Source organism: Bullifex sp., from assembly GCF_034103065.1.
In the GTDB taxonomy this organism is placed as follows: Bacteria; Spirochaetota; Spirochaetia; order Sphaerochaetales; family Sphaerochaetaceae; genus Bullifex.
On the sequence record NZ_JAXEGN010000272.1, the window covers coordinates 1 to 7,556 of the forward strand.

The following is a 7,556-nucleotide window of genomic DNA, read 5'->3' on the forward strand; positions in this document are numbered from 1 at the left end:
TTGATGCATTTAATATTATCAAGTAATGAAATAAAGTATCTTCTAAGTTCTCTTTCTGTTTTTCTAATATTTTCTTTATTACCTTTTAAATAATTTATTGCAGCATTAAGCCCCATAAGGCCAATTATGTTTTGAGTTCCACTTTCAAATTTATCAGGAAGATTATCTGGTTGAGTTAATAAATCACTAAAGGAACCAGTACCTCCAAATATTAAAGGTTTAATTTTGTTTATTATTTCTTTATTTGCTATAAACCCACCTGTACCTTGAGGGCCAAATAAGCTCTTATGTCCAGTAAAACAAAGAATAGAAATATTATCCTTTTCAAGATTGTAATCTATATGTCCAAGGCTTTGAGCTGAATCAAGGATTAAGGGAATACCATATTCTTTTAATGTATTTCCAATTTTATTGATATTTTGAACACATCCTGTAACATTATTTGCACCTTGGATAATACAAGCTTTAGTATCTTTTTTAATACTTTTTTTGATATTTTCAACAATTACATGTCCTTGGACATCACTATCAAGAAGAGTGTAAGAAATATTATTTTCAACTAATGGACGCATTACTGCATTGTGTTCAAGAGGTGAAATAATCACATGATCCCCAGATTTTAAATATCCTCTAATTACAGTATTTAAAGCTGTTGTCACATTAGGTGTGAATATTACACATTCAGGATTGTTTGATGAAACAAGCTTTGATAGCTCCTCTCTAAGCGACATAATAACATCTTCAGCATCGAAGTTATATGAGCTTTCTCCTCGCTGTAAATTAGAACCATTTTCATAAAAATAGTCACTCATCGCCATTATTACTGATTTAGGCTTTGGATACGAGGTTGAACTGTTATCAAGGTAAATTCTTTTCATTAAAATTGAGGATAACATAAAAATTTTAATATTTCCATTGTATTATTAAAAAATCAATGGTACTCTAAAAGCATGAAACTACTAAAAGATAAAAGAAATTTGCTCATTGCTGGTATCATCATAGGTATCGTTGCCTTCTTGTTACCTTTGTTCGGAAATCCTAAAAACATGGGATTTTGTATTGCTTGCTTTGTCCGTGATATTGCAGGTGGCCTAAAGCTCCATAATGCAGCTGTTGTTCAATATATAAGACCTGAAATTATTGGTCTTATATTAGGATCATTTTTAATAGCAGTTGTAACAAAAGAGTTTAAACCAAGAGGTGGTTCATCTCCTGTATTAAGATTTATCATTGCTGCTTTTGTAATGATTGGAGCACTTGCATTCTTAGGATGCCCATTCAGAATGATTATTCGTCTATCTGCTGGAGACCTTAATGCACTAGTCGGTTTACTTGGTTTTACAGGTGGTGTTGCACTTGGTGCATTCTTCTTAACAAAGGGATTTTCTCTTGGACGTTATCAAAAGCAGAGTTCAGTTGAAGGAGTTGCTCTTCCATTTGTAAATATTGTTTTACTAGTACTATTTTTAGATGTTCCTGCATTATTTGCTTTCTCTGAGAAAGGACCAGGGTCTATGCACGCACCAATAGTAATTTCACTTCTTGCAGGTTTAGTAGTAGGTGCACTTGCACAAAAGACTAGACTTTGTATGGTAGGTGGAATTAGAGATACTATTTTAGTAAAAGATACAACATTACTATTTGGTTTTATTTCAATCTTTGCTGTAATGCTAGTTTTAAACTTAGTAACAGGTAATTTTAAACTTGGTTTTGCTGGACAACCTGTTGCACACTCAGACCATCTATTTAACTTCTTAGGTATGGCACTTTGTGGCCTTGGTTCTGTAATGCTTGGAGGATGTCCTCTTAGACAGTTAATCTTAGCGGGAGAGGGTAATTCTGATAGTGCTGTGTCTGTACTTGGTTTATTAGTTGGTGCTGCAATTAGCCATAACTTCTCACTTGCAGGTGTTGCAAATGAAGGGGTTAAAACTAATGGTAGAGTAGCTGTTATATTTGGCCTAGTATTTTTAGTTGCAGTTGCTCTTATAAAAATATATCAGGTTAAAAAGGAGGAAAATTAATGAAGACTATCGATTGTAGAGGTCTTAGTTGCCCAGAACCTGTTGTAAGAACAAAGAGAGCTATTAGTGGAGAAAAAGAATTAACAGTTATTGTTGATAACATTGCTGCTAAAGAAAATGTTTCGAGACTTGCTAATGCTCTTAGCTATAAAGTCACTGTTAAGGAAGATGGTGGCGAATATACTCTTATTATTAAAAAATGAGTAAGTATATTATTACATTTTATTCTCATTACGAGGCTTTAAAAGCTCGTAGAGTATTAAAGGAGGGACGCTTAATCAGCGTTCCTCGTACACTTTCTTCTTCATGTGGAACTGCAATGGAAGTTGAAAAGGATGATAACTTTATACCTGACTTCAAGTTTGAAGTTCTATATAAAGAAGAAAATGATAAGTTTATAAAGGTTGCAAATGGTTAAATTAACAAGCATGGTAAAGACAAGTGGATGTGCCGCTAAACTTAATCCTAAAGATTTATTTAGTGTCATTGATTCTTTACCAGTATTACATAGTGATAAATTATTAAATGGATATGAAGGTGCAGAGGATGCCTTAATTTGGGATCTTGATGATGATAGGGTATTACTTGAAACAGTAGATTTCTTTCCTCCTATGGTTGATGATCCATATACATTTGGTCAAATTGCTGCAGCTAATGCTATTTCTGATATCTATGCTATGGGTGGAAAGCCTCAAGTATGTATGAATCTTGTATGCTTTCCTGCATGCTTAGATTTATCTGTGCTATCGGAAATCTTAAAAGGTGGAATAGATAAGGTAAAAGAAGCTGGATGTGTTATTGGTGGAGGACACACAATAAGTGACCCTACACCCAAGTACGGCCTTTGTGTTACAGGCTTTGCTCAAAAAAACAAGGTTTGGAGAAATAAAGGAGCAAGAGTAGGGGATGTACTAGTACTAACTAAGAAACTTGGTGTTGGCATTATTAATACAGCTAAAAAGGCAGAAATGTGTGATGATACATCGTTTGAAGAAGCTGTTAAAAGTATGACGACTTTAAATAAAAGAGCATATGAATGTGCACTTAATTTAGATGTTCATGCAGCAACTGATGTTACTGGTTTTTCTCTTGCTGGACACTCAAATGAAATGGCTACAGCATCAAATGTAAAACTGATTATAGATTCAAGTAAACTAAATATAATTTCTGGTGCATTAGAATGTGCTCGTTTTGGTTTGCTCCCTGAAGGTTTATATAACAACAGAGAGTATTTAGAGGATAAAGTAACCTTTAATGAAAACATTCCTCTAGAGATTCAGGATTTGTGTTTTTCTCCTGAAACTAGCGGTGGCTTACTACTAAGTTTAAATAAAGAGGATGCTGAAAAGTTTATTTCTTCTTTTGGGGAACCAGCTAGAGTTATTGGCTATGTTTCAAAAGGATGTGGAATAGAAATATTATAAGACTGCTGAGACTATCATTAGGTGGTAGTCTTTTTTTATAGCCATATATTTTCCTGATTTTGTTTTATATTAGCTGCTAATTGCAAAAGTGTATGGATTGTTGATATGAGTCAGTATTTTATTTTGTTAATTATGTAGAGAAAAATATGCAACAAAACGCAACAATTAACTTGCAAAGCCTTAAAACCCGTGGTAAAGTATAACCATCAATGAATTTTTCTTTATAGGAGATTTAGTTTTTATGAAAAAAACCAAGGCTGAAATCTTAAGCATGATTGAGACTCTTAAAGGTCTTAAGACTGATAATATGTATCTTAATGATTTCTTCCATACATGGAAAGAAACAGATGATGAGATCAGTGCTGTTTTTGAAGTTGCAGAAATTTTACGCGCTATGAGAGAGAATAACATCTCTACTAAGGTCTTTGATTCAGGCCTTGGCATCTCCGTATTCCGCGATAACTCAACAAGAACACGTTTCTCATTTGCTTCTGCTTGTAACCTCTTAGGTCTTGAAGTACAGGATCTTGATGAAAAGGTTTCTCAGATTGCACACGGTGAAACAGTTCGTGAGACAGCTAACATGGTATCATTCATGGCTGACGTTATTGGTATCAGAGATGATATGTATATCGGTAAGGGCCATACATATATGAAGACTGTTTCTGAAGCAGTTCAGGAAGGCTACAATGATGGCGTTCTCGAGCAGAGACCAACCCTTGTAAACCTCCAGTGTGATATTGACCACCCAACACAGTCAATGGCTGATATGCTCCACGTAATTAACTACTTTGGTGGTGTTGAAAACCTCAAGGGTAAGAAGATTGCTATGACATGGGCTTATTCTCCATCATATGGTAAGCCACTTTCTGTACCTCAGGGTATCATCGGCCTCTTCTCAAGATTTGGTATGGACGTAGTTCTTGCTCACCCAGAAGGCTATGACATCATGGGTGATGTAATTGAAGTAGCTAAGGAAAATGCTGCTAAGTCAGGTGGTTCTTTCAAGCAGGTTAACACAATGGAAGAAGCATTCAAGGATGCAGATATTGTATATCCAAAGTCATGGGCACCATTTGCAGTAATGGAAGAGAGAACAAAGCTTGTTGAAGAAGGTAAGTTCGATGAACTTAAGGACCTCGAGAAGAGATGTCTTGCTAACAATGCTAAGTTCAAGGATTGGACATGTACAGAAGAACTTATGAAGACAACTAAAGATGGTAAGGCTCTTTATATGCACTGTCTCCCAGCTGATATCACAGGTCTTTCATGTAAGGAAGGTGAGGTTGATCAGAGCGTATTTGACCGCTATCTCGTTCCTCTCTACAAGGAAGCTAGCTACAAGCCATACATCATTGCAGCTATGATTTTCCTTGCTAAGTTCAAAAATCCAAGTGGTAAACTTGTAGAGCTTCTTGAAGATGCTAAGCCAAGAATTAAGTAAGAAACAATAACCCTTATGAGTTGAGAAGCTTCCACGATTTGTGGAAGCTTTTTTTAAAATTTACTATCATAAATACTATGATTTAATCTTAGATGATTATTCTAAATGCCTTTGCTTTCATCTATATGATGTTTTTTTACCAATTGGCTTTTGATATATTAATTTCATTTAGCCATTATATTTGAATATAAAAATGAGAGCCATTGAGGGCTCTCAATACTTTATCTTGAAAGTTCTTTTATTTCATCAGCTGTTAATTCATGGTTATAGAATAGTGAGTAGAATTCTTTAGCTTTTGAAATATAATCTTCTGTTGCAAATTCTGGATATAGTTTTGATGCTGTGTAATAAATACCAATAATTCTATTTACAGCTGGTGGACCATCAATTAACGGAAATAGCACATAAGGAACTTTGTAAACATTATTGTTCTTAACAGCTGGTAGGTATGACCATTCAGTGTTATTAATAACGATATTGTAAGCACTTTCATCTAATAAGAATATATGATCAACTGGGAGTTTATAAAGTTCTTCTAAGTTTATTTGGTTATTACCACTTGATATTGTTGAATCAACAACATTATTTCCTCCAATTGCTTCGATAACTTCTGCATGGAAATTTCCTCTAGGGATTGCGTTTAATCCATCACTTCCAGTTGCATAGTAGAAGTTCTTTCTTGAATCTTTACTTTTTTCATTAATCTCTTTTGCATATAAAAGCGCATCTGATGCAAACTTAGAAAGCTCATTACCTCTCTTTGTATTACCTAAAGCTTCACCAAGTCTAGTATAGGTGGTACTAATATTTTCAAGGTAGGATTCAATAAAGATTACAGGAATGCCAATATCATTTTGAAGTTTATCAAGGTCATTAATCATAGCATCCTTGCTTCCTTTAATTTCACCAATATCAACTACAACTTCAGGAGAGGCAACAATTAATGCTTCCTTATTTAAGTTTGCTTTTTTGCCATAAAATGTTCCTAATACAGGAAGGGATGCAAAATCAGAGCCAAAGAATTCTTTTTCAGATGCTGATGGTTTAGTAGTTACTCCAACAAATATTGATGGATCAAAACTAACTAAAAAAGCACTTGCCATACTTCCCGATGGAGCAGCCTTTGTAATTACACTAGGGAGGGTTACCTCTCTTCCTAAATCATCAATGAAAGTTCTCTCTTTAATTACAGTTTGACATTCCATTTGCCCTTGAGCAAAAACAAGAGAGAATGTTGTTAATAATAGTAATAAAATAGCTACTATTTTTTTCATAATTTAATTCTCCTTTTCGATTAAAAAAATGCCAAAAGCTTTATTGTTTTTAGCAATTAGTCCATTATTAGTTTTCTCAATAGAAATATTAATTTTTCTATTTTTATAGTTCTCATTAATGAAGGATTCTGCTTCAGCTTCATCCTTAAGTGGTTGGTCAAAAGAAAGTCGATGTAAAGAGTATTGAAAGTTAATATTATGTTGTTTCAAAAACTCAGCAGTTTCCTTTGATTTTGCATATTGCGTTTCCATAGCCCCAGCATGTTCATTTTGAACATAAATTAATCTTTTATTTGCTACCCTTAACAATTTTTCTAAATTGTCCTCTTCTTTAATTCTTCCAAAGAATATTGAAATTACAACATCGTAGGTTTTGTTAACATTAAAAGCATCACCGAGAATAAAATTAGAATTAGGGAATTTTGATAGTGCAAAATTATATGCTTTTTCATCACTATCAAGGCCTACAATGTTATACCCGTCCTTTGTTAAAAAATTAACTATATAACCAAGGCCACATCCAAGCTCGATAATTGAATCTGATTTAGAGATGTATGGAAGTAGTAAATTCTTAAGCTCACTATGAAAGGTAGAGTTATCAGCTGCGACTTTAAAAAGTCTAATTCGTTCATCAGTCCACCACATTTAAACATCTCCCTTTAGAACTATGTATTGTCCCTTATATTTTTCGACACTCATTGGACAGTGATAATACTCAGTTAAGATTTCTGAAGTGACATCAGAACTTAATCCATTAAAGAAAACTCTTCCTTCATCAAGAATTATTATTCTAGAAGCGGTATTAAGAGCTTCTGTTACATCATGCATAGTGATGATGGAAATATAACCATCATTACTTAAGCTTTTAATGTGGTTAATTAAGGTATCTGCATTTTTGATATCTAGAGCAGAGGTTGGTTCATCAAAAAGAAGTATTTTACTCTCTGATAGCAATGCTCTTGCTGCTGTAGCTAACTGTCTTTCACCACCTGAAAGTGTTGTAATATCTCTATCAGCTAAATGCTTAATATTAAAACGATCCAAAGCCTCTTCAGCTTTTTTATTATCTCTTTCCTTTGGTGAAGATAATGTAGAAAGAGAAGGGGTAACGCCCATAAGTACATAGCTTTTTACAGAGTAAGACCAAATGTTAGAGGTGTTTTGTGGAATGTAAGAAAGAATTTTACCCCTTTCTTTTACACTAATCTTCGATAATGATTTTCCATCAACTAAGATATCACCACTTTTAGGTATTAATAGACCTAAAATAGTTTTTAATAAAGTAGTTTTTCCACTTCCATTTCTTCCAAGAAGTGCAATTGTTTCACCACTTTGACATGAAAAAGATATGTTATCTAGTATTTTATTATCCGAGTAGTAAAAGGTAATA

Annotated in this window: 9 protein-coding genes; 5 read left to right on the forward strand and 4 right to left on the reverse strand. The window is 33.7% G+C overall.

The genetic code is table 11. The features are described 5' to 3' along the window. Positions 1-878 (reverse strand): aminotransferase class V-fold PLP-dependent enzyme (locus tag SOY52_RS10275; RefSeq protein WP_320848862.1); only part of this gene is annotated, 878 nt, incomplete at its 3' end. A 72-nt stretch (positions 879-950) separates the two neighbouring features. On the opposite strand from SOY52_RS10275, the gene yedE reads away from it, so the two are divergent. From yedE to ygeW, 5 genes are all read left to right on the forward strand, one after another. Further along, positions 951-2,024, forward strand: a complete 1,074-nt coding sequence (gene yedE, locus SOY52_RS10280) for a YedE family putative selenium transporter (RefSeq protein ID WP_320848863.1) — start codon at positions 951-953, stop codon at positions 2,022-2,024. Then, positions 2,024-2,227, forward strand: a complete 204-nt coding sequence (locus SOY52_RS10285) for a sulfurtransferase TusA family protein (RefSeq protein WP_320848864.1) — start codon at positions 2,024-2,026, stop codon at positions 2,225-2,227. Before yedE ends, SOY52_RS10285 begins: the two co-directional genes overlap by 1 nt. Continuing rightward, a complete protein-coding gene (locus tag SOY52_RS10290) occupies positions 2,224-2,442 on the forward strand; it encodes a DUF3343 domain-containing protein (protein ID WP_320848865.1) in 219 nt (72 codons plus the stop codon). Before SOY52_RS10285 ends, SOY52_RS10290 begins: the two co-directional genes overlap by 4 nt. Next, positions 2,435-3,448, forward strand: a complete 1,014-nt coding sequence (selD, locus tag SOY52_RS10295) for a selenide, water dikinase SelD (RefSeq protein ID WP_320848866.1) — start codon at positions 2,435-2,437, stop codon at positions 3,446-3,448. The genes SOY52_RS10290 and selD overlap by 8 nt, the downstream gene beginning before the upstream one ends. A gap of 241 nt (positions 3,449-3,689) precedes the next feature. Then, on the forward strand, positions 3,690-4,892 hold the full coding sequence (ygeW, locus tag SOY52_RS10300) for a knotted carbamoyltransferase YgeW (RefSeq protein ID WP_414429612.1): 1,203 nt from the start codon (positions 3,690-3,692) through the stop codon (positions 4,890-4,892). Between the two features lie 221 nt (positions 4,893-5,113). On the opposite strand, the gene SOY52_RS10305 is transcribed toward ygeW, so the two are convergent. The 3 genes from SOY52_RS10305 to SOY52_RS10315 all read right to left on the reverse strand — a co-directional run. Beyond that, a complete protein-coding gene (locus tag SOY52_RS10305; RefSeq protein WP_320848867.1) occupies positions 5,114-6,166 on the reverse strand; it encodes an ABC transporter substrate-binding protein in 1,053 nt (350 codons plus the stop codon). A gap of 3 nt (positions 6,167-6,169) precedes the next feature. Continuing rightward, positions 6,170-6,811 (reverse strand): class I SAM-dependent methyltransferase, encoded by a 642-nt coding sequence (locus SOY52_RS10310; protein ID WP_320848868.1) that lies wholly within the window; start codon positions 6,809-6,811, stop codon positions 6,170-6,172. Continuing rightward, positions 6,812-7,556 (reverse strand): ABC transporter ATP-binding protein (locus SOY52_RS10315; RefSeq protein ID WP_320848869.1); only part of this gene is annotated, 745 nt, incomplete at its 5' end. It lies immediately after the preceding gene.

Bases quoted from the DNA above. Each gene is read 5' to 3' on its own strand.
- yedE (WP_320848863.1), top strand. From the start codon at position 951: ATGAAACTACTAAAAGATAAAAGAAATTTGCTCATTGCTGGTATCATC.
- SOY52_RS10285 (WP_320848864.1), top strand. From the start codon at position 2,024: ATGAAGACTATCGATTGTAGAGGTCTTAGTTGCCCAGAACCTGTTGTA.
- SOY52_RS10290 (WP_320848865.1), top strand. From the start codon at position 2,224: ATGAGTAAGTATATTATTACATTTTATTCTCATTACGAGGCTTTAAAA.
- selD (WP_320848866.1), top strand. From the start codon at position 2,435: ATGGTTAAATTAACAAGCATGGTAAAGACAAGTGGATGTGCCGCTAAA.
- ygeW (WP_414429612.1), top strand. From the start codon at position 3,690: ATGAAAAAAACCAAGGCTGAAATCTTAAGCATGATTGAGACTCTTAAA.
- SOY52_RS10305 (WP_320848867.1), bottom strand. From the start codon at position 6,166: ATGAAAAAAATAGTAGCTATTTTATTACTATTATTAACAACATTCTCT.
- SOY52_RS10310 (WP_320848868.1), bottom strand. From the start codon at position 6,811: ATGTGGTGGACTGATGAACGAATTAGACTTTTTAAAGTCGCAGCTGAT.